Annotated in this window: 22 protein-coding genes; 11 read left to right on the forward strand and 11 right to left on the reverse strand. The window is 65.7% G+C overall.

What is annotated here, in order from left to right:
• Positions 1 to 35: 35 nt before the first annotated feature.
• Positions 36 to 1,325 carry a helix-turn-helix domain-containing protein gene (locus ACWDU1_RS07440; protein ID WP_449996446.1) on the reverse strand — a complete coding sequence of 430 codons (1,290 nt, stop codon included), beginning with the start codon at positions 1,323 to 1,325 and terminating at the stop codon, positions 36 to 38.
• A 383-nt stretch (positions 1,326 to 1,708) separates the two neighbouring features.
• On the opposite strand from ACWDU1_RS07440, the gene ACWDU1_RS07445 reads away from it, so the two are divergent.
• The 3 genes from ACWDU1_RS07445 (at position 1,709) to ACWDU1_RS07455 (ending at position 3,214) form a co-directional block, all read left to right on the forward strand.
• Positions 1,709 to 2,023 (forward strand): hypothetical protein, encoded by a 315-nt coding sequence (locus tag ACWDU1_RS07445; RefSeq protein ID WP_449996447.1) that lies wholly within the window; start codon positions 1,709 to 1,711, stop codon positions 2,021 to 2,023.
• A gap of 178 nt (positions 2,024 to 2,201) precedes the next feature.
• Entirely contained in the window at positions 2,202 to 2,717 is a 516-nt protein-coding gene (locus ACWDU1_RS07450) for an NUDIX domain-containing protein (RefSeq protein ID WP_449996448.1), read from the forward strand.
• Between the two features lie 149 nt (positions 2,718 to 2,866).
• Positions 2,867 to 3,214 (forward strand): hypothetical protein, encoded by a 348-nt coding sequence (locus tag ACWDU1_RS07455; RefSeq protein WP_449996449.1) that lies wholly within the window; start codon positions 2,867 to 2,869, stop codon positions 3,212 to 3,214.
• 215 nt (positions 3,215 to 3,429) lie between these two features.
• Here the strand turns inward: ACWDU1_RS07455 and ACWDU1_RS07460 are convergent, their stop codons facing one another.
• Positions 3,430 to 4,065: a DUF3558 domain-containing protein gene (locus ACWDU1_RS07460; RefSeq protein ID WP_449996450.1), complete on the reverse strand. Its 636-nt coding sequence runs from the start codon at positions 4,063 to 4,065 to the stop codon at positions 3,430 to 3,432.
• A 171-nt stretch (positions 4,066 to 4,236) separates the two neighbouring features.
• On the opposite strand from ACWDU1_RS07460, the gene ACWDU1_RS07465 reads away from it, so the two are divergent.
• Complete coding sequence (locus tag ACWDU1_RS07465; protein ID WP_449996451.1) at positions 4,237 to 5,217, forward strand: hypothetical protein; 981 nt, start codon at positions 4,237 to 4,239, stop codon at positions 5,215 to 5,217.
• Between the two features lie 15 nt (positions 5,218 to 5,232).
• Positions 5,233 to 6,471 (forward strand): hypothetical protein, encoded by a 1,239-nt coding sequence (locus ACWDU1_RS07470; protein WP_449996452.1) that lies wholly within the window; start codon positions 5,233 to 5,235, stop codon positions 6,469 to 6,471.
• 963 nt (positions 6,472 to 7,434) lie between these two features.
• On the opposite strand, the gene ACWDU1_RS07475 is transcribed toward ACWDU1_RS07470, so the two are convergent.
• The 4 genes from ACWDU1_RS07475 to ACWDU1_RS07490 form a co-directional block, all read right to left on the reverse strand.
• Complete coding sequence (locus ACWDU1_RS07475) at positions 7,435 to 7,653, reverse strand: hypothetical protein (RefSeq protein ID WP_449996453.1); 219 nt, start codon at positions 7,651 to 7,653, stop codon at positions 7,435 to 7,437.
• 96 nt (positions 7,654 to 7,749) lie between these two features.
• Positions 7,750 to 8,628 carry a hypothetical protein gene (locus tag ACWDU1_RS07480; protein ID WP_449996454.1) on the reverse strand — a complete coding sequence of 293 codons (879 nt, stop codon included), beginning with the start codon at positions 8,626 to 8,628 and terminating at the stop codon, positions 7,750 to 7,752.
• A gap of 333 nt (positions 8,629 to 8,961) precedes the next feature.
• On the reverse strand, positions 8,962 to 9,399 hold the full coding sequence (locus ACWDU1_RS07485; RefSeq protein ID WP_449996455.1) for an RDD family protein: 438 nt from the start codon (positions 9,397 to 9,399) through the stop codon (positions 8,962 to 8,964).
• Between the two features lie 178 nt (positions 9,400 to 9,577).
• The gene (locus ACWDU1_RS07490) at positions 9,578 to 10,060 is read right to left on the reverse strand and encodes a hypothetical protein (RefSeq protein ID WP_449996456.1); all 483 of its coding nucleotides are present in this window, start codon (positions 10,058 to 10,060) and stop codon (positions 9,578 to 9,580) included.
• Between the two features lie 144 nt (positions 10,061 to 10,204).
• Between ACWDU1_RS07490 and ACWDU1_RS07495 the strand changes: the two genes are divergently transcribed.
• The 5 genes from ACWDU1_RS07495 to ACWDU1_RS07515 all read left to right on the forward strand — a co-directional run bounded on the left by ACWDU1_RS07495 (position 10,205) and on the right by ACWDU1_RS07515 (position 15,455).
• Positions 10,205 to 10,672 (forward strand): NUDIX hydrolase, encoded by a 468-nt coding sequence (locus ACWDU1_RS07495; protein ID WP_449996457.1) that lies wholly within the window; start codon positions 10,205 to 10,207, stop codon positions 10,670 to 10,672.
• A gap of 265 nt (positions 10,673 to 10,937) precedes the next feature.
• Positions 10,938 to 11,585: a TetR/AcrR family transcriptional regulator gene (locus ACWDU1_RS07500; protein ID WP_449996458.1), complete on the forward strand. Its 648-nt coding sequence runs from the start codon at positions 10,938 to 10,940 to the stop codon at positions 11,583 to 11,585.
• Between the two features lie 49 nt (positions 11,586 to 11,634).
• Positions 11,635 to 13,248 (forward strand): FAD-dependent oxidoreductase, encoded by a 1,614-nt coding sequence (locus ACWDU1_RS07505; RefSeq protein WP_449996459.1) that lies wholly within the window; start codon positions 11,635 to 11,637, stop codon positions 13,246 to 13,248.
• A 30-nt stretch (positions 13,249 to 13,278) separates the two neighbouring features.
• Complete coding sequence (locus tag ACWDU1_RS07510) at positions 13,279 to 14,109, forward strand: SDR family oxidoreductase (RefSeq protein WP_449996460.1); 831 nt, start codon at positions 13,279 to 13,281, stop codon at positions 14,107 to 14,109.
• A gap of 449 nt (positions 14,110 to 14,558) precedes the next feature.
• Complete coding sequence (locus ACWDU1_RS07515; protein WP_449996461.1) at positions 14,559 to 15,455, forward strand: alpha/beta fold hydrolase; 897 nt, start codon at positions 14,559 to 14,561, stop codon at positions 15,453 to 15,455.
• Between the two features lie 236 nt (positions 15,456 to 15,691).
• Here the strand turns inward: ACWDU1_RS07515 and ACWDU1_RS07520 are convergent, their stop codons facing one another.
• The 5 genes from ACWDU1_RS07520 to ACWDU1_RS07540 all read right to left on the reverse strand — a co-directional run bounded on the left by ACWDU1_RS07520 (position 15,692) and on the right by ACWDU1_RS07540 (position 22,312).
• Entirely contained in the window at positions 15,692 to 19,021 is a 3,330-nt protein-coding gene (locus ACWDU1_RS07520; RefSeq protein WP_449996462.1) for a hypothetical protein, read from the reverse strand.
• Positions 19,022 to 19,125: 104 nt separating this feature from the next.
• Complete coding sequence (locus tag ACWDU1_RS07525; protein ID WP_449996463.1) at positions 19,126 to 19,569, reverse strand: hypothetical protein; 444 nt, start codon at positions 19,567 to 19,569, stop codon at positions 19,126 to 19,128.
• Positions 19,570 to 19,901: 332 nt separating this feature from the next.
• Positions 19,902 to 20,273, reverse strand: a complete 372-nt coding sequence (locus ACWDU1_RS07530) for a hypothetical protein (RefSeq protein ID WP_449996464.1) — start codon at positions 20,271 to 20,273, stop codon at positions 19,902 to 19,904.
• Positions 20,274 to 20,428: 155 nt separating this feature from the next.
• Entirely contained in the window at positions 20,429 to 21,262 is an 834-nt protein-coding gene (locus ACWDU1_RS07535) for an NAD(P)H-binding protein (protein ID WP_449996465.1), read from the reverse strand.
• A 63-nt stretch (positions 21,263 to 21,325) separates the two neighbouring features.
• A complete protein-coding gene (locus tag ACWDU1_RS07540; RefSeq protein WP_449996466.1) occupies positions 21,326 to 22,312 on the reverse strand; it encodes a helix-turn-helix transcriptional regulator in 987 nt (328 codons plus the stop codon).
• An 81-nt stretch (positions 22,313 to 22,393) separates the two neighbouring features.
• Between ACWDU1_RS07540 and ACWDU1_RS07545 the strand changes: the two genes are divergently transcribed.
• The gene (locus ACWDU1_RS07545) at positions 22,394 to 22,975 is read left to right on the forward strand and encodes a VOC family protein (protein ID WP_449996467.1); all 582 of its coding nucleotides are present in this window, start codon (positions 22,394 to 22,396) and stop codon (positions 22,973 to 22,975) included.
• Positions 22,976 to 23,042 lie beyond the last annotated feature (67 nt).

Genomic DNA, 23,042 nt, shown 5'->3' on the forward strand with positions numbered 1-23,042 from the left:
CGAGCTACCATCACCCGGTTCCGGCTGGAACCTGATTACCCCGCCCTCCAACAATGCGGGGGAACCTCAAACCGATTCCGAAATTCTTCGCCATCGGGCAAAATGTCGGCCAAGTGCCGCACTGTTGCCAGCGCTTTGAGTGCGCGCGGAGACGACAGCCAGCCTTCGAGCGCATCGAGCACCGGTGCGGCCGCATCGATCGCCGACCGTGCGTCACCGGTGCGGGCGAGCGCCGCTGACTTCCATGCTGTCCTGTGGACAGCATTGCCCGCGCTCGCCGGTTCACCCGCCACGACCTCGAACAAGCCGAGGGCACGCTCGTGACGGCCGCTATCGGTGCAAGCCCGAGCCTCATGGAACCGGATCTCGGAATGGCTGACGAACCGCAGCCATGGAGCGCACTCGTCCACCGGCTCATGATCGATGGCATTGTCCATCTCACGCCAGGCCCCCGACGTGGAACGCTGGACGCTGCTCCAGTCGCCAGCCGTTCCGTGTGCGGCGGCCTCACGTGCGGCGATCAGTGCGTGTATCCGTCCCGCCGGCCGCCGCCGCACCAGGCTTCCGGCGCGGCGGGTGAGCGCGAGTGCATACGACGGGGACGCTCGGCCGACACGCGCCAGGGTTGTGGTCTGCAGGGCAGCATTCAGGCATGCATGTACAGTCAGATCGTCGTCGTCCGCCGTGAATGCCAACGACAGCGCATCCGAATAGCAGCGCCACGCCAGCTCGGTGCGCTCCGCATCGTAAGCGAGCCAGCCGGTTTGAACCGCAAGCTCGCCTACTGCGGACATCCACGCTCGGCCAGTCGCGTCGTCGAAGACACAGTTGTGCACCAGCGCCTGACTACGCTCCAATGCGTCGACAGCAGTGGGCAGGAGCCCTGCACCACCAATCCTCTGCTGAGCGGCCTCCAAATCGGCTGTGAATGCGTTGAGCCGGTCCACATCCGCCGTACCGATGCGGGACGGATTCCACTGCGGCAACGTCGCGACGGTGACCGCGGCAGCCTTGCTGAATTCGCGGCGGTTCACGTCTGCCTCATCCTCTACGCCTCCAGACGGCGAGTGTCGCTGTGCTGCGGCCCGCGGGGCGGATACGGCGAGAGCGAATCGACGCATCTGCTCCGGGCTCAGCTTGGCGAGCCAACTATCGAGGTCGGCGGCACGTTGCCCGCGCACCGGCCGCGATTCGGTGGCACGTTCCCATTTTCGCACGGTCGCAACAGACCACCCGATCTGTTCGGCGAACTGCTCCTGGGTCATCCGCAACGCCGCGTCACGTAGCGCCCGCACCTCGACCCTTGTCCAAACCTCCACGATCACGCGAAACCCCCTGTCGCTGCGAACTTAGCGGAAGCGTAGCGGTTCTTTATGACTGCTGTCCCTGGGACCGCGAACACCGGTCGATGAGGCTTGATCCAGCCCCGGCGCCGGGTCGAACCACCAGGTGGGCCAGCACCCTACGAGCCCGCCGACCACGGAATTCCTCGGCGCCGGGTGCACGCCATGACACCCCACCCAGGAGGCACTGTGCGCGAACAACCACCTCTGCCCAAGCGACCGGCGCGAACCTGGGCAATGGAAACGACAGTCCGGCTGTTGCGCGACCAATACTGCATCGATACAGCAACATTGGAACGAGTGGCGGCCGGGCTCCGCGCCAGTCGCGATACCCCGGAACCCGTCACCGACGCCGATATCGCGCCATGAGCCACTCGATCGCGTTCGGCTGGATCAACCACGACATCAGCCGAGCACCCGAGACCGACCGCGACCACGTACACCGCCTCGCCGACCGACTCGGCTACCACCTCGTATGGCCCGGCGAACACTCGGTGCTACGCGTGGCCGACCAGGTACGCAACGCCGGTGCCGACCTGGTGATCCTGCCGGCACCCGACCACCTCGGTCCGCACGAACTCGACGCCGTACTGGACGTCGCCGATGTGGAAACCGTGCTACCGCGTCTCAGCTTCCCACGCTGGACCTCCACGCAGGACGCACCACGAGCGCCCTGGTAGTGGTCGGTTACGCCATCGCGATCGGACTACCGCTGCTGGTGATCGCGGCGACGATCTGGTGGCCCTGACCGTCGATCCACCGCGCCACTTCCGGATCAATCGATCGACTTGGTGGCGCGGGCAATGTTTACCACGGCGGAAACTGCGGAGATGCAGGCCCGAGGATACGGTGATGCGGGTGAGCACACCATCGAGTTCGGAGTCGGCAACCGGGGTGTTGCCGGTGGAGCAGTACGTGGCCGGGCTGGCACGCAAGCGGATGGCTGCGGGGGTGTTGTTTCGCGACGGGCGGGACCGAGTGCTTCTCGTGGAGCCGACCTACAAACCCAACTGGGAAATACCGGGCGGTGCCGTCGAAGAAGACGAGGCACCGTGGGAGACGGTTCGCCGCGAACTGTGCGAGGAGATCGGCTGGAACCAACCGGTGGGCCGGTTGCTGTTGGTGGACCACGTGCGCCCACAGGACAGCCGTCCCGAGGGTGTCGTTTTCCTTTTCGACGGTGGTGTGCTCGCCGACAGTGATGTAGCGGGGATGGTCCTCCATCCGGGCGAGATCCGCTCTGCTGGGTTCTACACGCTCGATGAAGCAGCCGCGAAGGTGAAGCCGCTGCTGGCACATCGTTTGGCGGCGGCATTCGACACGGTACGCGAAGGGACGACGGCGCTCTGCGAACAAGGGCGGCGCATCGGTTGACTGCCGCCCTTGGTTCGCGGTCGGTTTGGGTTCCGGCGGCGATGCGGCAGAATCTATCTACACGTCGGCCGTCAGCACATAACAGTAGCTGAGCATTTGCTGATATCAGTGAGTGAACCCTTTTCCACCCAGTAAACGGAGCAGAATAGATGCGTTCTACGATCCGCAACGGGCTTGCCGCCGCCGCGATCACCGCCGCGGGACTCACTGCGCTCACCCCGTCCGCCGCCGCTCAGCCCTCCATGTACAACCCGGTGATCACGCCGTGCAGTCACCTGTTCCGCACACCACTCGAGGCACCGCGCCCCGGCACCGACGTCTATTGGAGCCCGTTCGGCACCGCCGACATCGTCTGCTTCGACGCCGACATGGGAGGGTTCAGCTTCTATCAGCGCGATCCATGGGGCGGCTGGCACCCAATGAACGAACTGAGGCCCGGCCACTTCTTCTATGCGGTGCCCACCTCGACCATGCCCGACCAGGCCACGTGGGGCTGAAACTCCGAACGCGCGTTACGGATTCATGATCTCGGCCAGCAGGATCGAGCGTCGGAACGAGCGGCGCGACACACCCACCCGACCCCAACGGCCGCGATCCGCGCACTCGTGAAGCGTCCCGGGAACTTCACGCCCGAGAGCGCGACCTGCCGGCCCCCTCCGCACGCGCCGAGCGCATGTGAACACTCAGATACCGCCGGAGCGCCCGACTGCGCTCATGAGTCGAGGGACGCGGCTATGGTTTCGGCGATCTCGCGGATCTGGTCGCATGGTTCCGGAACATCGGCAGGGACCGGTGTTTTGTCCACAGCGATCTGAAGCGTTCCGTCCGGCGCCTCGATCGCGGCATGACACGAGGGCATCATGATCTCTTCCTTCATCCGGTAGATCACGGCGGGCCGGCCGTTGACCGGAGACGAATCGATTACCTCGTACTGCTCACTCGCAGTGACCTCTGCCAACGTGGTCGTACTTGTCATAACGTCGAGTGCACCGGTCAATGTGGTTTCACCGGCAACATTCCCGTACCGGAAGAAGGTGCACCCGACCTCGGTCCGAGTAGGAAAATCCGTGACCTCGGCAGCATTACGTTCGCGGGAACCGGCATCGAATCCAGACTGTTCGATCAGCGTGTCCTCGACCCGGAAACACGGATCGAAGGCCACCTTGCCCGGCACGGCGTTATCTGCGGCCGGAGGTACGGAGACCCGGATCGAGGTTCCAGAATCAGCAGACGGCGGCGCCGATGAGGTTTGGCCGTGCGGCGCGGCGACGGACGTCTCCGGTGCCGCCGCCGAATCACCCGTTTCCGCACACCCGGCCATCAGCCCCGCCATGGCGGCGACAGCCACGGCCCCAGCAGCTCCGGTCTGCCCGGGCCGACGCCTCGAACCTGTCGATGCGGTAAGTCGCGAAGTCACGCCGGATTCTCTCTCGCGTCGGGTCAGTTGTGGACTGTCGGTCAGGCTATCGCTTCGAGGAAATGGCCGGTAGCCGGACCGCAGAATCGATCGCATGCTACCGTGGCGGCACGATTTCGAGTCTTTGAAGATCAGGGGGAGCGGTGCGAAGCCGGGCGCAGTCGTTTCAGCACTATAGTGCTGAATATCGGGTCTGCTCGAGCAGTGTCGGCCGGGCCACCCGGCGGTGTCATGCCCGGCGGTGATCCGACCAACCGGATCTCCGCGTTTCTCCGGGATTTCCTGCGACCGGCGGGCGCCAAGAGTTTCCGCATCCAACTGCTGCGGATAGTTGTATCAATCGCGGTTGTCGCAGGATTCATGGTGTACGTCGCCACCACAGGAAATCCGCATGTCGACGATCCCGGGACAACTGTCGGCAGCACCCCTTCCTGGGGACCGCCTGAGCCGGCCGAGCCTACCGATCCGCCTCCACCTCCTGGATTCCCGCGTATCGATCCGCCCGTGATGACTGTGGTACCGGACAGTGCACCCCAGTCTGTGCCCACCCGTTACGGGTTGAGTTACACCGTGCCACAGGGAAACGGCTGGCGCCCGAGTGAAAGCATGGTCGTCGGCTACACGGACCCGGCAGGTGAGCACACGCTGGCGATGTATGGATCAGTCAGCGACTACGGCCACCACTACTGCGCGGAGAGCGATACGTCATCGTTGGCCTACATCGGGGTTCGCGGCCGAAATGGCGTGGACACTGCTACGGCGGCACGGCAAGAGATCGAAATGGTGCCCGACCTGTTCCGTGGCCCCGAACTCGCCTCCGTCCCCAGGATAGAGACACAGGGTCCCGTCGAGTACGAGATCGACGGCCGGCCCGCGGTCCGGTACACCGCATCGATCTCCGGTATCGCCAAGAACGCACCCTGCGATCCGGAGCACTCAGAATTCACGGTGATCGCAACGCCTGGGTACGCGAATGCCGAAGTTGCTCTGTTTGTATTCCGGCGCCATACTGCGATCGACCAGGCCCTCGGCCCGGAAGAGGCCGAGAGCGTCATCGGATCCATCAGGAAAACAGATAGTTGATCGGGGTGGCTGTAATTGCCTGAAGAATTCCGCGCAGTCCCAGGTGAGATCGCCGGTATGGGGAACCTCCTGGAAGATATCGGAAAGGACGCTTGGAACGCAGCCGCGTTTATCCGAAAAGAAGGTCCACCGGCCGAATGGGTGAGCGCGGAGATCATCGATGGATTGCTGGATCACGTGCGATCGTTCGCGGAGGACACCCATACGCGGATGCTGAGTATCGGCACGGTTTCCGCCAACAGCGCCCTTTCATTGCGGGATTCGGCCTGGTTGTACGTAGACCAGGACAACAGGACATACGAGGCACTGAACCGCCAGAAGGAAAATCTTCTGGTCCCGGGCCAGGAGGTCCCCGTACTGTCGGATAGGGAAGCGGTGGGGGCCACCAATGCCTTCGAGGGCGCAGTGGCCTACCTGAAACCAGAGAATCCGAATCTGGATCCGCCGGCGGCAAATAAAGAAGAGTTGATCGGCCTTATCGGTGACGTCGCGCCCCCATTGGGTGCAGTCAACGATTCGATCAAGCGCCTCACCCATGCCGCGGGTAAAGAGTTCGACCCGATGGGAGAGGCATTGAAGCCGATTCCGGGCAATTGGACCGAGATACGGCGCATAGGTGAGGCATACAAGATCGCCGGGCAAGCCCTCGAGTCCTGCGGCAAGAATCTCGAGTCCGGGGCGACACGGGTGGACGGCTACTGGGACGGTCAGGCCGCTCTCGCGTTCGGCGATTGGGCACGACGCCAGATCGCCGCGATGAAGTGGGAAGGCCCGACCGGTCGACTCATCGCCGAAGGCTTGGGTGCCGTTTCTGATCAGATTCGTGGTGCCATCCGCTGGGTACTGGACGCCCTGTGGAAATTGCTGGAAAGTCAAGTCACCATCGACGGAGTGACCGACTTATTCAAAAAGGTATTCCAAAAAATGCCAGTCGTCGGCTGGACTGCTCAACTTCTCGAAATTGCGTTCAAGGTTAAGGATATCATTGCCGAAGTAGTCAAGATGGTCAATGATATCCGAACTCTCGTCGACGCAGTCAAGAAATTCCTCGATGCACTACGGGATCCCGCCGCGTACATGCGCGATCAAGCCAATCAGAAATTCGAGGATCTGGTGAAGCCATTCACAAAGGGCGTCAAGGCAGCCCATATTGCAAATGACGCAAGGGTCGCGGGCGACTTGTCACAGACAACAAACAGACCGCAAGAAGCCTGGGACGTCGGAACGGGCCAGCAGCCCTGGAGTAACGGATGAATCCAAATTGGCGCTCGAATCGCGACCTCGACGTCGACCCGCAGGTCGAATCCGCCTACCGGAAGCTGATGAATTCGGTGGACGACCTGCGTACGTCGTGCATACGCATGGAGAACTTCGATATCCAGGCGTACTTGGACGAACCTACTGAGATCACGGAAGAGTTCATGCAGGTCCTGGCAGCGGCGCCCGGGACTTCATCGGAACTCGCCGACTATGGCATGCGGGTGCAGAACGGAGAGTGCCGATGGTCCGAAATCGAGTACTACCTCCGTCCGTTGCCTCCTGAGGTTTCCGAGATCAAGGCGTCCGATCGTTTCATCTGGAATTGGAGCGCTGAACCTCCACCTCCGCCTACTCCCCCGCCGCCGCCACAAACTCCGAACCCGATACGCCCTCGCACGCGCGCCACACAGGACGTTGTCGGCCCATCGGATTGGCCCGACGACTTCGATGAACACCCCAGTTCACAGCGGGGTTGGCTCAGTTGACAACTCCGACGCGCCGCCGCATCACCTCGGCCCTCCGCTATTGGTTGCCAGCGAGCGTGGGATCCAGGCGCTGACCATATCCGAGCATGGGATCCTGGCTGTAAGTACGTACGACAGTATTGTCCAGCTATGGGACCGCGGCCAGGGTGGCCGGCAATGACTTGCAGTGTTCCGAGCACATTCGGTACATCGTCGCGAAGATCGTCGGGAACGGACTCGGTGATCGCCGGGCCCACGGTCTGCAGGAGAGTGTCCAGGTCACCGAGCGGAATCTCGTTGTACCCGGCCGGGATCTCGATACCACGAGCGCGGCGTTGCTTGTCGTTCGGCACAGCGCGCTGCTACTCCTCCCCGCCGAGTCCGGCCAGTCGGCGCACCGATGCCGCTTTCGCCGCAGCCCTCGCCCTGGTACACGGCCTGGCGGCTCCATCTGGGGGGGTGCCGATGTGCGGCCCGGATGGTCGGCGGCCGCTCAGACGCCGCGGAAATCGATATGCACTATGCGCGTATCCGCATCCCGCTCGTCGACAGTGATATCGCGCATCATCACCGTGCCCGCCGGGGGAGTGAACCATTCCTGAGCCCGGACAACATTCGGTGACGATTCCAGCGACGGCCCAGCGATCGGTTGCTGCAGGAACGGTGGATATTCCTTCGCGAATGTCGTGAGGAAGCGCGATTGCTCCAGCATCTTTGCGAGCGTCAGCGGGGAGATTCAGCGAGCGCCGTCAGCGATTCTCGATGCCGTCCGGACCGGCCATCATCCTGGCGGCGAAGCCAGTGCGGGCTACCCGAAAAAGCCGGCGCGCGGACCTCGAACGGTCGGCTGAACGGTGGCCCAGCGGTTCAGTGCCGCCGGAGTTCCGAGTTCCATCCGAGCCTCGGGAGTGTGGGCGTAATAGGTCAGGAATCGGAACAACCGGTGGGCATCGGCGGCGAGACGAGGACATTCGAGAACGACCGCTCCGCCCGGCGCCTGAACTTCCAGTTTCCAGAACCGATACGAATTGCTTCCAAATCGGATGGATGGCGTGCGCAGGTGATTCCGTACAGCTCCCTCCCAGCCGATAACGCATATCAACGGGGTGTTCTGCGTCGACGCGGCAAGCACACCGGTCACATCCGACCACGGCAGACTCATCCGGGAACTCCAGCCCTCGTAGACGATCTCCTGGGGCGTGAGCACGAGACTCGCCCTGCGTATCCGACCGGCCAGAGCGAGACCTGGTGTCGACGCGAAGAATAATCCCATACAGAACAACGCGAGCGCAGGAATCCAGAGAATCGGCTGCCCCGATACCGCGATTTCGAGACTCGCTCCGAGCAGCAGCACCGCGAAACAGAAGCACATCAATTGGTACAAAGCGAAGGTTGGGATCGCGCCGGGAATGGCGGTGGCGCCTGTGCCGTCCACCGATTCCAGTCGGATCCTGCTGGTGCTACGTGTTCGCGCGACAAGCCCCGCGATTCCCATGACCGCGAGGACGAGCATCGAGATACCCAGTAGAGCCACGTATTTCGAGGCGGCATGGCCGAACTTGTCGGCGCTCCTCCAGCCGGCCGATGCCAGCACGAAGCACATGGCCGCAAACCCGGCCGAGAAGACGGTCGACAGCAGTATCGTTCCGACATAGCGAGCCGAGGTGCGCCAGGCGGTAGGACTCATCGTTCGGTCAGAAGAGCGCATTCCACGCCTTCGATACCCCACCACCGATGGCATCGCCCGTAGCCTCGAACGCATCGATACCTCCGTTGATCGCGTTGCCTACGCTGAGACCATCCTGGTATAGAGCATCGACAGCACCAGAATCGGACTACCACTGCTGGTGATCGCGGCGACGATCTGGTGGTCCTGATCGTCGCATCATCAACAGGCCACCAGCAGTAGCACTCGGGTGCAACGGTGCGGCCCACTGCCGGAGGCAGTCACCTCACGCCGCGGGATCGGTCCCGTACCTTCCCGAATCCGGCGTAGCGCGTATCGGCAGATCGCAGGCGGTCAGCTGAAGACGGTCAGGATCTCCAGCGCGCCGAAGATACCGATGAACCACTGTTCGATCAGCTGCCCCAGCGTTGGATAGCTGCCGTCCTCGCGCCGCAACCGGAGCCCGAAAAGGAGTTTGCCGAGCGTGGTCCGGATCAGCCGCTGGATGAATGTGCGGTGGAGGAACGAGGCGGCGATAGCGGCGAGCACTCCCGACATGATCGGATTCCACGGGGGCTCGGGGGAATGCTCGAAGCTGTACCACACCGCCACACCCACCGCGATATGCAACACCATATCCACGATCAGGGCCACGGTGACCAGCGTGTACCGCAGCTCTTTCGATGTGTAGGGGTTCGACGTCCTGCCCACCATGAGGTCGTCCGAGGGCTTCGGGGTGCTGGGGGCGGGGCGCGTGCCGGATTTGCCGCCGGCACGGATCTTGTGCCGCATGGGGTTCGGTTCGCGCTCGCTCAGTCCTACGGGCGGGCGTTCCGCTCCAGCGTTGCCGCGGTGATATGGCGCCGTGTTCGATTCGTCAGAGCGCAAGACTGGAACTCCTACTGTCCGAGAGGGGTTGCGGGAAGGTCACCGACGTTGCCATATCGAGGCCCGGATCGTTCACGGCCGCTCAGACGCCACGGAAATCGATATGCACGATGCGCGTCTCCGCATCCCGCTCGTCGACAGTGATATCGCGCATCATCACCGTGCCCGCCGGGGAATAGAACCATTCTTGAGCCCGGACAACATTGGGTGACGATTCCAGCGACGGCCCAGCGATCGGTTGCTGCAGGAAGGGGGGATGTTCCTTCGCGAATGTGGTGCGGAATCGCGATTGCTCCAGCATCCAGACGAGGTCGGCCGGCGAGAGCTCGACCGCGATCCGATACCGGCGATCGCGATCATCCTTGCGCTCGACCAGCAGCACCTTGCTGTTCACCGGCAGTATCCATCCTCCGTACTCGGTCGCCTCTGCCAGTAGAGCCGGACTGGTCGATGCCTCGATATCCGGGATCATCGCCTGCTCGATCGAACGGTCGACAACCCGCGCACAACCGTAGATGCCGAGAGCGACGGCCGCGAGGACGCCCAGGGCGACGGCCGGCCACATCCACCGACCTCGCATCGAACGTTCCTTTCCGGTGGAAAACGGTGGCGACATCATCGCGGCGGAGTCCCGGCACTACCAAATCGAGGGCAGTCGCTCAGAGACCCCGTCACCAGGCAAGCCGGATGAGGGCATTACGTTCGGTGGATGAGCTTCAGACTCGCGGCATACGCCGTCTGCCTCGAACAGGGCCGGGTGTTGCTCGCTCGTCATGTGGCCGGCAACGGCGAGACCACGTGGACACTTCCGGGCGGCGGGGTCCGGCATGCGGAGGATCCCATCGATGCGGTGACCCGGGAGCTCGCTGAGGAGACCGGCTATGACGGGGTCGCCGTGCGCCTGCTGGGTGTGGATTCGAGGGTGATTCCCGCCGCCGTTGCTCGTGCGGGAGTCGAGCATCAGAATGTCGGGGTCTATTACCGTGTCCGCGTCACTGGCGGTCGGCTTCGAGCCGAACCGAACGGAGCGACTGTCGAACCGACCTGGACTCCGCTCGGCGAGGTGATCTCTCTGCGCCGGTCATCGCTTGTCGATAACGGCTTGGCTCTGGCGCGGACCGTTCCGGCAACCGGTCACATCACGCCCGCTCCGGTCGGCGGCTTGATCCAACACTGAAATACTCCCGAATCATCGGCGCCGCGACCGCGGTCGGCATATACCGCGCACTCACCCTGCATCAGCAGTGGTCGAGCACGTGCGGCGCCTAGGCAGGTTCGACCACAGGTGACTCCGCGCCGGGCGGCGAGGCCGCGCGGCGATTCGGTGGAGCGGGCTTCCTCATTGGCCAGTACGCGGATCGTGGGTGGCTCACCACTCGGTATGCGATATGGGGCGTCCGGGACATGACCGTGTTGTTCGGTCGCGGTGACAGACTGTGTTGATGACTGACTCGATGCGGCCCCGGGGCCGGCCGGCGAGACTGTCCCGCGAGGCGGTCGTCGCGGCCGCGGAACAGATCGTGGAGTCCGAGGGTATCGAAGCGTTGACCATGCGCCGCGTCGCAGATCGGCTGTCGAGCTCTCCCACGGCGATCTACCGGCATGTGCGTAACAAGGACGAGATGCTGCTGGCGCTACTGGATGAGGTTGCGGGTGAGCTCGGCCGGCCGGATCTACCCGAAGATCCGCGGCAGCGACTGGTGGTGTTGTGGCGGCTGCTGTACGACACTCTTGCCGCGCGCCCCTGGGTGGTGGGTGTCCTGGTCGGTGAGGATCTCGCCAGCCGGGCGATCTTGTGGGTGGTCGAGGAGATCTTGCAGGCATTTGTCGCCTGCGGCCTGGGCCGTGAGCAGGCGGCGTCCGCATATCGCGCGGCGTGGCAGTTCACGGTGGGGGTCCTCACCATCCGGAGTGGCTCCGATCGAGCCCGCTCCGAGGCGGGCCGGTCCGGTCAGGCGGGCGTCGTTATGGAAGCCGATTCGGAACACACCCCCACAATCGCCGCACTCGCCGCTGATTGGCCGCATCCCTGGGAGAACTACGAGTACGGACTCACCGCGTTGCTCGACGGTCTGATCGCGCGGGCTTGACCTTCCACCTCTATTTGTTAACGTGTTAACAAATAGAGGTGGAGGTCTCGTGGAAGACGTTGATGTTGTAGTGATCGGTTCGGGGGCGGCCGGCCTGGCTGCCGCGCTCGCGGCCGCGGACGGCGGGGCCGAAGTTGCGGTACTGGAGGCCTCCTCCCGGTGGGGCGGCTCGACGGCGGTCTCGGGTGGGCAGATCTGGGCACCGGGAAATCACCTGATGCGTGAAGCCGGCTACCCCGACTCCGCCGAGAATGCCCTGGCCTATTGCCGCGCCGCGGCCCCCGGGCGTGAGGACGACCTGGTCGAGACATTCGTGCACGCGATACCGGAGACCGTGCGATTCCTAGAGGAACGCACCCCGCTAGAGTTCTCCGTGGTCACGGCATATCCCGACACGTTCGCCGAGCTGCCGGGTGGGCATTCGTCGCGCCACCTCGAAGTCCGCCCGGTGCCCCTCGGGGACCTGGGCGCTGTCGCGGAACTGGTCTGGCCGGCGTCGCTTTTCGCACCGGTACTCACCAACCAAGAAGTGTTCGAACACAGTCTCTTCGCCGGTGGGCAACCGCCACTGGAACTGATCGCACAACGCGGCGCGGACGATGTGGTAACCCTCGGAGCAGGCCTGGTCGCCGGACTGCTGCACGGCTGCCGCGCCCTGGGAGTCGATTTGGTGCGCGGATGCCGGGCGGTCGAACTGCTCCGCGCCGACAATGGCCGGATCGCGGGTATGCGGGCCGAACAGGACGGTGCCGACCGCACAGTGCGTGCCCGGCGCGGCGTCATTCTGGCCACCGGGGGATTCGAACACGACACCGAATTGCGTTCACGATTGCTGTCCGGGCCGCTCACACATCCGGTGACCCCGCCGGTGCAACACGGCGACGGCCTGCGGTTGGCCGGACGGGTCGGCGCGGCGATGGCGTATCCCGGTGAGTACTGGTCCTGGCCCGCCTACCAGTCCCCCGGCACCGTCTGGCCCGACCCGCAAGCGACACCCCAGCCGCAACTGGTGCTACCGGAACGGTCCCTGCCACACGTGCTCTGGGTCAACGCCGCCGGGCACCGGTTCGTCAACGAGTCCAGCCACAACTGCGCCGCCGCCTTCGCCGAACTCGACCCCAACACCCACCGGCCCAGAAACCTGCCGGCCTGGGCGATCGGCGATGCACAATTCCGTGCCAAGTACTCGGTCGCAGGCATCCCCGCAGGCTCGCAGGCACCGGACTGGCTGATCCAAGCGGTCAGCATCCACGATCTCGCCGACCGTCTCGGTATCGACCCGGAGGCCTTGGCGGCCGCCGTCTCCAGATTCAACAACATGGCCTCGAACGGCCGCGACGACGATTTCGGCCGCGGACGCTCCCGCTACGAGCATGCTTTCGGAGACCCTGCCGCAGCGCATCCGAACCTCGGCCCGGTGACCGAGCCCCCGTTCTTCGCCCTCCCCGTACATCCCGGAGCGGTCGGCACAAAGGGCGGAGCCCGTATCGACCGGCACGCCCGCGTTCTCGATTGGACAGGAAACCCGATCCCCGGGCTCTACGCCGCGGGGAATGCGGCCGCGGCCGTCTTCGGGCCCGGCACCATCGCCGGGGGACTGACGATCGCTTCTGCCCTCACCTGGGGCCACATCGCGGGCCGCGACGCGGCACGAACCCACTGAACTACCTTCCCACCGACAAGGAGTACACGCATGTTCTTGATCACGGCAGCCACCGGAAACGTAGGCCGAGCCCTCGTCGAGCGGCTCCGCGCCGCAGGCGCCGACGTCACAGCCCTCACTCGTAACCCCGCAGCCGCAGGTCTGCCTCCAGGAGTCGATACAGTATCGGCGCTGAACGGACGGTTCCCGCTCGACGGGGTCGCCACGGTATTCCTCAACGCCGCCGCGGTGCACGGCACGGCCGAGCAGTTCCTGTCTCAAGCGGTAACGCACGGAGTGCGGCGCATCGTGCTGCTGTCCTCCTCATCGGTGCTCGACGACCATCCCGACAACCACACCGGTATCGCACACCGCGAACTCGAACGCCGCATCGAACAGACCGGATTGGAATGGGTGTTCCTGCGCTCCGGCATGTTCGCCACCAACACTGTGTGGTGGGCACCCACGATTCGTGCGGACGGCGTCGTTCGCGCCGCCCACGCGAAGGCTCGCATCGCTCCGATCCATGAGCAGGATCTGGCCGCCGCAGCGGCTGCCGCGATGTTGGAAGATGGCCTCGCCGGGACCGCGCCCGTGCTCACCGGACCGGAGCTGATCAGCCAAGCCGGACAAGCGGAGTTGATCGGTGAAGCCCTCGGCCGGCCGATCCGGTTCGAAGAAGTCTCATCCGCCATCGGTCATCAACTGCTGACCGAGCAGCACACCCCGCCCCACATCGCCGACTCACTGCTGCGGTACTACCACCGCGCCATCCTGCACCCGATCGAACCAACCCCCATTTCGATGATCCTGCCCTCAGAGCAGCCACGCACCTATCGACAGTGGATCCACGACCACCGAGCGGACTTCGATGCCTCGTAGCAGATGTCCACGGTCCAGCTTCGGACCGTTGATTCGACCCGCCGGTCACTCGCCGAGCTCCGCAGCGTCCGGGTCGCATAGCGGCCGGTGGGTGCCGCTGAGCTCGGACGCGCATGAAACCGCCGGCACCGCAGCACCACTCATGATTCCGGCCGAGCCGGCCCGAATTGTCCCAGCAAGCGCTCGGTTCGGTGGTGGGGTCGAGCAGCTCGGCGTGCAACGCCTTCAGCGTGCGGAGGGTGGCCTCGATATCGGCGTCGGGCAGGCCGCCGAAACCGGTCGGCTCCGAGTTCTCGATGAGCGCTTTCGGGCGCGCCAGCAGATGGCGTCCGACCGGGGTGAGCGTCAGCGTGTGCCGGCGCCGGGAGTGCGCCGAGACCGCCACGTCGATCCAGCCGTTGCTGCGGGCGATGTCGATCTGCCGGCTGACCTTCGGAAAGGACCCGACCATGAACACACCCGCACCCACCCACACTGCGCGCCACGGCGACATCGAACTCGCCTACGAAATATTCGGGCCCGCCGGCGGCCGCCCGCTCCTGCTGCTCATGGGTGTGGGCATGCAGATGCTGGTCTGGCACGAGGACCTCTGCGGCGAGCTGGTGCGCCGCGGCTTCCAGGTGGTTCGGATGGACAACCGCGACGTCGGATTGTCCAGCCACCGCACCGAACTCGGCGAGCCGCGAATGCTGGACATGGTGGTGCGCCCACGTCGGGCGGCCCGGTACTCGATATCGGACATGGCCGGCGACGCCGTCGCCGTCCTCGATGCGCTCGGCTGGGAGACGGCCAACATCGTCGGCGGCTCGATGGGCGGCATGATGGCGCAGACGATCGCCATCGACCACCCACGCCGGGTGCGGTCGCTGACCTCGATCATGTCCACGCCATCGGCACGGATCGGACGCGCCACGCTGCGGACCAACCTGCGCGCGGCCCGGGTGATGCAGCAGCCGGTGCACTCGCCCGCCGACGCCGGTCGGCAGCTGGTAGAGATGTACCGGCTCATCGGCACTCCCGAAACGACCTATCCCCTGGATGTGGAGTGGCTGCTCGAGATCGGCGCCCGCAGCTTCGAGCGCGCCCACGATCCAGCCGGCAAATTGCGTCAGCAGGCAGCGATGCTGGCCGCCCCCGACCGCACCGAGGCGCTGCGCGCGGTGCGGATTCCGACGCTGGTCATGCACGGCACCGCGGATCCGATGATCCGGCCCGCCGGCGCAATCGCCACCGCCCGGGCTATTCGTGACGCCCGCCTGGTCATGCTGGACGGTGTGGGCCACGGTGCGTTCCCGCGCCAAGTGTGGCCCACCATGCTGGACGAGATCGACGCTATCGGCCGCTGAACGATCCACCCGGCATCATTTCGAAGCCGAAACCCGACAGACAGCTCTATAAGGCCGAGACCGGGGTGGCGTGGCGGGATCTGTCTGAACGGTACGGACCGTAGAAACGGTCTACAGTCGGTTCTGGCGATGGTCGCGCAACGGCCACCCTGGAGATGCTCGTGGCGCCGGTTCAGGTGATCGCCGAGCGATCGACGAACTAGACCGTGAAGTGTCGGTGGATTCCTCGCACGGGTTCATGTTTCGAGGCCGGGACGTCGGTCCGCCGAAGCGGCCCATGCCTCGGCGAACATCTCGTGCAGCGGTGCGGGCGGGAAGATCCGCAGGTAGGGGCCTTCGATATCCTTGCCCGCCGGCTTGGCCAGGTGCGTGTCCAGTTTCCCGGACTCGAGCGGGAGGTGTGGGGCGGCGACCCTGTCGGTCCAGGGGCCGGGAATGAAGGCGGTGCGGCCCGCGCGGGGACGTTTGCCGATCTCGATCAGCCCGAGCGTCGCGAGTTCTGCCTGCACTGTTTTGTGGTGGGCGGCCTTCCAGCCGTTCCAGGAGCGGATATTCCTATCGGTCGGGCGGGCGAGGGTGAGGAGTTGCAGGTAGAGAGCGCTTGCGTCCGGTGAGGCGCCGGTATCCGCGGAGATCTTGCCGACGAGATCCGGGACACTGTGACGGGGGTCCGCCTCGTAGTGGCCGGCGCCCACGGGCGTGGTGACCGCTCGTTCGACGAGGCGCGCCAGCCCGGTGACCAGTATCTGCTCGCAGTAGATCGCGTGCGCGATGTCCGGCATATCGTTTGCGGCGCAGAGCCGGGCCGTGCGTTCCACCAGCGCGGGATCCGAGAGCGCCGCCGGACGGAGAAAGATGTAATCGAAACGCTCCGTCGGATTCACGATCACCAGTCCGTTGTCATGGACCGGCAGGTCGTGCGGGGGCACCGGCACCGTGCCCGGACCGAATACCGCCGCGCGGAAATGCCGAAATCCGAGGGATACGAGCAGATTCGGAGCACTGAGGCGGGCGCGCAATCGCTCGTAGATATCGACGGCGTGCGCCGCGACGGAATCGCCCACCGGGCGTTCGGTCAGTGCCCAGACCAGTGCTGTGGCAAGGGAGCGGTAGGGGTTGTCTCGTCCGGACAGAGCGTCGGTGCCTCGGCTTCCGGTCACCCGTAGTTTTCCGGCATACTCGGTTCGCAGGACGTGGTGCAGATCCTCGGTCGCCATCGGGGAGACCGCGGGACAGAGCAGGGCCAGGGCGAAGGGCCGGTCGAGTCCGGTGGCGGCCTCGAGCGCCGCCATCACCTCCTCGGGAATATGCGACCGGCGGCCGATAAGCTCGTTCCACGCCGTGGCGAGGCGTTCCGCGGCGGCGAGATCGGCGTGCACCGTCCACAGTTCGGCCGGATCGTCGGGGACGGCAGCAGCCAGCAACCGCACGGTTCCTTCGGCGCCGAGGCGGCCGATCAGCGTCTCGTAGTCCCTGGCCATCGCCTCGGTCATGCCGTACGGCTTGGCGCGCAGCATCTTCTCATGCGGCGACATCGCCCGGTCGAAGCCGTGGCCGTCGCGTCGAGGCAGCCCGTCGAGCACCAGCCGGGCCACGGCATCACGGACCCCGGTACGTTCGGCGAAAATCCGGACCGCTCGCTCGGAGACGGCGATCGGCCCGTGCGTCTCCAGCAGCTCCGCGATGCGAGGGAGCCGGACGGAATCATCGCGGGTGAGGACGATGGAGCGGATATCGGTCGCCTGGTCCGGTGCCGGGGCGGTGGCGGGTTGCAGGAATGTCTCGCCGTAGCCGATCGTCCGGTCGTCCGGGATGGAGCGCGCGCGTCCGGAGCGCCACTCCCCCGGCCGGGCGTAGGGCTGAGCCGCCCAGGTGTGCAGCAGCCCGAGCAAGGCGGCGCGCTGTGGCTGTGGAGTGCGGGCGGTGACGGCGCGCCACACGATCGCATCGATGTGGCCGAGCAGGGGCGTCCACGCGACGGGCCGGCCGAGGCAGCTCAGGGATCGCACGTACCGATCGATATCGCCGGCGAAGAAGGAACCGTCCGCGGCCAATGTCGCCAGGGCGGCGGGCTTCTCGGTCGCGTAACCGAGGTCCGGGAGCAGACCGAGCAAGGCCGGGTACAACTCGGTATCGGCGATCGCGACGGGCGGGCGGGCGAGTAGATCTGCCCGGACAACGTTCACCCGGTGGATGGTCCGCTCGAGCTGCTGCGCCAGCCGTGCCGCGAACGAGCCGAAGGAACGCACCGCCTCGGCGATCAGTGGATCCGTGATCGAATCGGGGACGGTACCGTCGGTCAGCAGACGCCGTACCTGCTCCAGGTCGAGAGCGCGCAGCGCCCGGGACGATTCGATATCGCGGGCGCCGAGGAAATGCCAGAACGCGGGTGGTGGGAACGGCCGGGGGTCGTCGGGATGGTGCTTCCACTGAATGCGCTGGTAGTTCAGCGTTGCGGTCTGTTCGTCCGGCAGGCTTCCGACCTCCCAGTGCGCCGCCCCGTCCAGATAGGCGGTCAGGGACCTGCGGTCGTCATGGCAGGTCATCAGCAACCGCGCTCCGCCCGCGGGCATCTCGAATACACCCCACGGCATGAACTGGCGGTGCGGTTTCACGTGGGCGCCGCGGCCGTCGATACCTTCCACGAGATAGCCGATACCGGCCCGGTAATCCCGATCCCGGGTGATCCGGTACGCGGTCAGGCCGTCTACCTGGCCGAGCGGGGTGTCGGTGTGTCCGTCGGGGAGACGCGCCGAGCTGATCAGCGAATTCGGCCGAATACAGTCCGGCGGGATCTCGACATCGGCCAAGAACGCGGGCAGGCCGAGCGACTCGCCGGACGCGCCCGTGACCGGATCCAGTTCGGCCCACCGGTCTCCGGCGGTACCTTCCCAGCGCAGACCCCAAACCCGCGCTCCGTCGCCTACCTGGGGCCGGTGCTGTCCCACACCGTGCCGGTCACCGGCGCGGAGTACGCGTTCGCCGTCGTAGCGACCGCCGTCTCCGGTGCCGAATTGATATCCGAGCCGCTCCTCCGACGAACCGTGGCGCCGCGTCATACCGGCCTGCTCCGCGGGCTCGAAAACATCGCCGGGGGCGCTCAACCAGAATGCCGATCGAGCCTGACCCGCGGGGTGCTCGCTGTAACCCACCAGGAAGTCGCCGCCGGCGAAGAAGACGGTGAGATCGTGGGCACGCGCGGGAAGAGTGAATGTGGCGTCGGCGACGCGCCCGGACGGGCCGACGGCGATGACGCGGTCTGTGCCGAATACGGTGAGCACCGGCCAGGTGGAGGTGACGCCCTGTGGTTCGCCCAGATCAGCGAGTGCCGCATCCAGCGCGGGCCAGCATATTTCGGCCGGGATTCCCGCACGCAGTGTCCGCAACAGGGGTACGGCCATATCGACCGCTGCCAGGTTTTCTTCCAGGCACTCGCGTGTGCGTGCGGTGTGATCATCGATCAGATAGCCCAGTTCGTCGAGGGCCTGTTCGGTATCGATCAGCCCTCCTCCCGCGAGAAGCGACAGTGCCTTCGTGACGCGGTCGTTGCGAGCGGCGATCTCCACGGCTCGATTATGGTCACGAGGGTCCGGACCCGCCGAGCGGTGTGAACGCTGATGACTGCGCCACCGCGTTGGCGGCATCGGTTCATTGATCATCAGCGAACATCTCAGATGTTCAGGAACTCGAGATGGACGAAACGAGTTCGCGCGTCGCGCTCGTCGACCAGAACCTTACGGAAGACGAGGTTCCCCGACGGGGAGGTGATGGTGTCACGGGCATACAGCAGTTTCGGCGATGAATTCGGATCGGGTCCGGCGATCGTCGAAAGGGACAACGCGTGCCCGGGGCCGAGCGGGGTCGAACAGCCGGAGTTCTCCAGCATCCACATCAGATCGGGCGGCGTCATCTCGACGGCGAGCCGGACCCTCGGCTCGCGTCCGGCTTCCTTCTTCACCAGAAGGACCTTCCCGCGCGGCGGAAGCGTCCAACCACCGTATTCGGTCGCCTCACGGATGAGTTCCGGGCCGGTCCCGGTTTCGATATCTGCCGCCACCGCACCGTCGATGGACTCGGCGCAACCCATCCCTGTCAGCGCGACCAGCAAGAGCATGCAGACAAGAATGCCGCGCGGTAGAGCCCTCGGCGATCTGAAGTCACCGGGTCGGATCGGTGGGGTCGCCCTTCCTGCTGTCCGGCGGGTCCGGGAAATCGATAGCGCCATCGGTGGGTACGACCCCCGCGTCGTGTTGGATCGGCGAAGTTCCGAACATAGTGAATCGACGGGAATCCGAACCGGGCGATACCCGATCCGGCCGCGCTGCACAAGGCGCTGCCGGAGGACCGCGGGCCGGTGGCCGGCCGCACGCCCGGTCGGCGGCCTCGCTCACCCCGTGGCTCTACACCACTCACCCGATCGAGGGCTGTCCCCGCGGTCCCGTCCGGTCAGCAGCCCTGCGGGGCCCGCCAGGCGTCCTGCGCGTAGGAGGTCGAGCCGACCGTGGCACCGATCACGCCGCCGATGATCCCGAGCGGGATGGCCCCGACGAAGAAGAGGGGCAGGCCCGTGATCGCGCCGATCGTGGTCCCCAGCACCGCGCCCACGCCGGTCCGGAGTTCGATGGAGTCGCCGGGTGCCATGCACGCCGCGATGGGGGCCGCCGCCCCGGGCACCGGAGCATCGGGGGCCTGCGCCGGGGCGACCGGTGCGGGCGCCGGGGCCGGCGCGGCCGCCGCGACGCCCGCCGATCCGGCAATGAGCAGCGCGGCAACGATGCTGCCGGGTACGGTGCGGGTCAATATCTTCGATGTATGCACGCAGATTCCTGATCAGTCGAAAACAACTGTGCGACCTGAGTAGTCAGATCTGCGACCATAATGTCGTATCGGCCGGTGTAATGCTCGCTTTCGCGGGTTGGCCGGTCGACAGGTCCAGTGGGTAGTAGTCGAGTCCGAACCAGGAGACCGGCGACTCACCGGAACGCGTCGACGTTCTCCTCGGCCCATTGCGCGAAGGTCCTGGCCACCGATCCCGTCACCCGCGGGACCGTGTCGCGCACCCGCAGCAGAGCGTCGTCGACCTCGCCGCCGGTCACGTCCAGGACGGCGTCGGCGGCGTCTTCGCCGAAGACCGCGACCATGCCCGGCCGAGCATCCTCCCGGGTGATCTCGGTGAACTCGATGTCCCGGTTCAACAGCCCGGCGATGGTTGCGACCTGCTGACGCGCGCTGACCGATACGGGACCGGTCAGCACATACCGCTGCCCCCGGTGGCCGGGCTCGGTCAGCGCGACCCGAACCACCGCCGCGATGTCGGCGGGATGGATCGTGGGGAGCCCGATGTCGGCATACGGCACTCGAACGGGCCGGCCCGCTCGAATAGTCGACGCCCACATCAGGGCATTGGACGCGAACTGCGTCGGCCGCAGGATCGTCCAGTCCATTCCACTGGCTTCCAGGAGCTTCTCGACCGCCGCGTTGTCGGCAGCGGGACCGAGGTGGGGATGGGTCTCCACGGTAATCGACGACACCAGCACCACATGCTCGACACCGGCCCGGCGAGCGAGGTCGATGATCTCGGCATCCGGCCCGAGCCGCGGCACGAGAAACATCGACCGCACCCCGTCCAGCGCGGCCGTCAGCGAGGAGATATCGGCCAGATCGCCCTCGGCTGCCTCGACCCCGGCCGGGAAAGCGGCTCCACCGGTGTCACGGGTGAGCGCCCTGATCGGCTCGGCGCCGAACGCGCGCAACTCCTTCAGCAAGGAGCGTCCGATGTTCCCGGTGGCTCCCGTAACCAGAATCATGAGCATGTCCTCTCGTGTGGTGATCAACCGACGCACACGCTAGAACCTCAACCTTTATACAGGTCAAGATGGAGCACGCTCGAAACCACCGGTCGTCGCCGTGGCGGCGAGGAGCCTGGAACCCCAGTCCTTCATGAGATCGGTGGCTTCCGGTGGCCCGTGCACGACGAACGGTGCGCCGATCGAGACGAGGCAGAAGGCCGCCCAGTCCAGGGATTCGGCGGCGATATGGACCTCGCAGGAGCCGGGGTCGAGGGCGGCGACGGTGCCGTAGTGGACGATCTCGGCTCTGACCCGTTCGGCGGAAGCCTGGATGGTGGCGTGGACCCGGTATCTGGAGGGCATCGACCCGATCCGGTCGCGCACGTAGTCCACCGGATCGCCGCCGGGCAGGTCGCGTGGCGCGAATCGTGCGCCGGTGCGGCGTGGTTGGGCGATCCGGTCGATTCGGAAGGTTCGCCAGTCGGTGCGATCGAGATCCCAGGCCACCAGGTAGAGGCGGCTTTCGACATTGACGATCTGATGGGGTTGGGTGGTGCGCTGCGAAGTGTCCGCGTCGCTGCCGCGGTAGGCGAACGAGACGGTATCGGCGTCCCGGCAGGCCAGCGCGAGTGTCGTCAACGCGGTGACATCGTCGATCCCGGCTCGGTGGTGTCCATCGCCGGCTGGGGTCGCGACGGTCCGCAGACTGTCGATCCGGCGACGGATACGCGTAGGAAGGACCTGGACGATTTTGGCCATGGCGCTCATCGCGGCTTCCGCGGAGGCGGGATGGACGCCGGTGGCGATCTCCTTCAGCCCCAGCACGGTCGCGGCGGCTTCGTCCTCGCCCAGCACCAGTGGCGGCAGGCAGGCACCCGCACTGAGCTGGTAGCCGCCGCCGGTGCCGCGCGTCGTGACGATCGGATAGCCGATCTCCTGGAGACCGAGTACGTCACGCCGGATGGTCCGCTCGCTGACATCGAGCCGGCGGGCGAGCTCGGCACCGGACCAGTGGCGGCGGCTTTGCAGCAGACCGAGAAGCGCAAGGGTGCGAGTGCTGGTGGACACATCCCGACGCTAGGCGCACTTGTGGCCATATCCTGTCCGCAACTGCGACGACGCTGGGGGCGCCAACCGAAAGGAGACAATATGTCCACCACTCCCGTCGTCCCCCCGGCGCCCGCCGGATCCGCAACGGTCGACCCCTTCATCTGGACCGACGACGCGGCAGGTCTGCTCGACTTCCTCGTCGATGTGTTCGGGGCGATCGAGGTCCCCGAGACGCGGACCGCCGATACCGACGGCCTGATTCTGCATTCCGAACTGCGGATAGGCGATTCGACGCTGACGATCGCCGATCGCAAACCGGACTGGCCGTATATGCCGGCCTTCGTCCGCGTCTACGTCGACGATCCGGCCGCCACGCTGAAACGAGCCGCCGCGCGTGGTGCGCGGATCGTCACCGAGCCCACGGACTTCTGGGGCGACGTACTCTCCCGCTTCGCCGACCCGTTCGGCCACCTGTGGTGGGTGTACAAGCACAATCCGGGTAACGCGTCCTGGGATGAAGGATCGGCGGACGGGACCGGCGAAGGCGACTGGGGGCAGGCCGATTCCGCCGCGGACGGCGCGGGCGAGTCCTGGGAGTCGTTCGCCACGCCGGAATTGACCGCCGTCCATTCCTCGCTCATGGACGCGATGGCGTCGCTGCGGGATCCGCGCACCCGCTGACCTGTCGACTATGCCCTGCGGCCTCTCTTGCGCCGCAGGGCATTCGGCATTTCCGGGCAGGGGACCT

Source organism: Nocardia sp. NPDC003345 (genome assembly GCF_053589395.1).